Origin of the sequence: Limnohabitans sp. (genome assembly GCF_038134685.1) — a bacterium.
Lineage (GTDB): Bacteria > Pseudomonadota > Gammaproteobacteria > Burkholderiales > Burkholderiaceae_C > Limnohabitans_A.
Genome location: NZ_JAYPVP010000001.1, coordinates 168,599 through 170,508, shown reverse-complemented (window position 1 = coordinate 170,508; position 1,910 = coordinate 168,599). Strand labels below are relative to the sequence as shown.

The 1,910-nt window shown below is 66.2% G+C and carries 2 protein-coding genes; one reads left to right on the top strand and one right to left on the bottom strand.

All coding sequences use genetic code 11. The annotated features are described in order from the left end of the window. Positions 1-1,221, top strand: a 1,221-nt coding sequence (locus AAFM15_RS00775; RefSeq protein WP_341684788.1) for a YifB family Mg chelatase-like AAA ATPase, incomplete at its 5' end; no start/stop codon positions are given. Here AAFM15_RS00775 and AAFM15_RS00770 read toward each other — a convergent pair. Next, the gene (locus AAFM15_RS00770) at positions 1,222-1,773 is read right to left on the bottom strand and encodes a TPM domain-containing protein (RefSeq protein ID WP_341684787.1); all 552 of its coding nucleotides are present in this window, start codon (positions 1,771-1,773) and stop codon (positions 1,222-1,224) included. Between the last annotated feature and the right edge of the window lie 137 nt (positions 1,774-1,910).

The following is a 1,910-nucleotide window of genomic DNA, read 5'->3' as shown; positions in this document are numbered from 1 at the left end:
TTTGCGGGCGAGTTGTCGCTGTCGGGCGAACTGCGCCCGGTGCGCGGCGCGCTGGCCATGAGTCTGGCCTTGCAACAACACGCGCACCACACCCGTCTGGTTTTGCCCCCGGACAGCGCGCAGGAAGCCGCGCTGGTCCCTGGCACGGAGGTGTACCGTGCCAAACACCTGCTCGATGTGGTGCAGCAATTCCTGCCGCCCTCTGACGCGCCACCGCCCGAGACCAACCCGGACGGCTGGGCCAAGGTGCAGGCTCAGCCCCCGGCTCCTGCGCCGCTGCGCGCCGATCTGGCCGATGTCAAAGGTCAGGTCGGCGTCAAACGGGCCCTCGAAATTGCAGCCTCAGGCGGGCACTCCCTGCTGATGGTCGGACCGCCCGGCTCGGGCAAATCCATGCTGGCGCAGCGTTTTGCCAGCTTGCTACCGCCCATGAGCACACAGCAGGCGCTGGAGTCTGCGGCCTTGGCCAGCCTGGCTGGCCGTTTCGATTGGGCTCAGTGGGCGCAGCGCCCCACACGCTCGCCACACCACAGCGCCAGCGCGGTGGCTCTGGTAGGCGGCGGCTCGCCGCCGCGGCCAGGCGAGATTTCGCTGGCGCACCACGGCGTGCTGTTCATGGACGAGTTGCCCGAGTTTCCGCGCAATGCGCTGGAGGCCCTGCGCGAGCCTTTGGAGAACGGCCACATCACCATCGCCCGTGCGGCACGGCAAGCGGAGTTCCCGGCACGTTTCCAGTTAATTGCAGCCATGAACCCTTGCCCCTGCGGTTACCTGAGCCACGCCCAGCGCAGCTGCCGCTGCACCCCTGACCAGATTGCGCGCTACCAAGGCAAGCTCAGCGGCCCGCTGCTGGACCGTATTGATCTGCACATCGAAGTGCCCAGCCTGGGCCCACAGGAATTGCTGCAAGCAGCCAGTGGCGAGCCCAGCACAACGGTGGCCGCGCGTTGCCTTCAGGCCCGCGAGCGCGCCTTGCAGCGACAAGGCTGCACCAACCACGACCTGCAAGGACAAGCGATTGATGCGCACACCCCGCTACAAGCCTCTGCCGCCGACCTGTTGCAAAAAGCAGCGGCACGTCTGGCCTGGAGCGGGCGCGGCACGCACCGATGTCTGAAGGTGGCGCGCACCATTGCAGACTTGGCCGGCACGGAGCGCATTGAACCTGCGCACATTGCTGAAGCGATTCAATACCGGCGTGTGCTCAAAGGCATCGACTGATCAGGCCCACACCACCAGATTGGGCAGCTCGTTGACGGAGGCTTGCCCGGAGGGCAGCGCAAAGTGCTGCATCTGCAGGCCGGACACTTCTTCGAGGGCCGTGGTCAAGCCTTGCTCGTAGTCGGCCGCCTTGAGGTGCTGCGACAAACGCGCCACCATCTCCTGCCACTGCGCAGGGCCGACATGGCGGGCAATGCCACGGTCAGCCACGATCTCGATGCGCCGCTCGGCCAGCAACAGGTATATGAGCACACCGTTGTTGTGCTCGGTGTCCCAGACCTGCATCTGGCCAAACCACGACAAGGCACGCTCGCGCACCACCTGTGACAGCGGGGCCTCACGTCCGGCGCGACGCAAAGCGTCATCGGGCAGGGCGCCTTCGATGCACACACAAATTTGTCCGCTGTGGCGCGATTCACTGGCTGCAATGCGTTGCTGAAGGCGCTGCGCCATCTCGGGCGGAACCGCACGACGGGACGCGGACTCGCTGATCCAGTGGTGACGCCACCAACGTCTTGCACGTTGTATCCAGGTGTCTTGAAGAGCGTTCATGTCACCAGTCTCCCGAGGCACCACCGCCCCCAAAGTCACCACCGCCGCCGGAAGAAAATCCGCCACCACCCAAGCCGCCGCCAGACCCCGAACCCCAACTTCCCCCGGGGCCCCATCCCCCTGGGCCATGCCGGCCC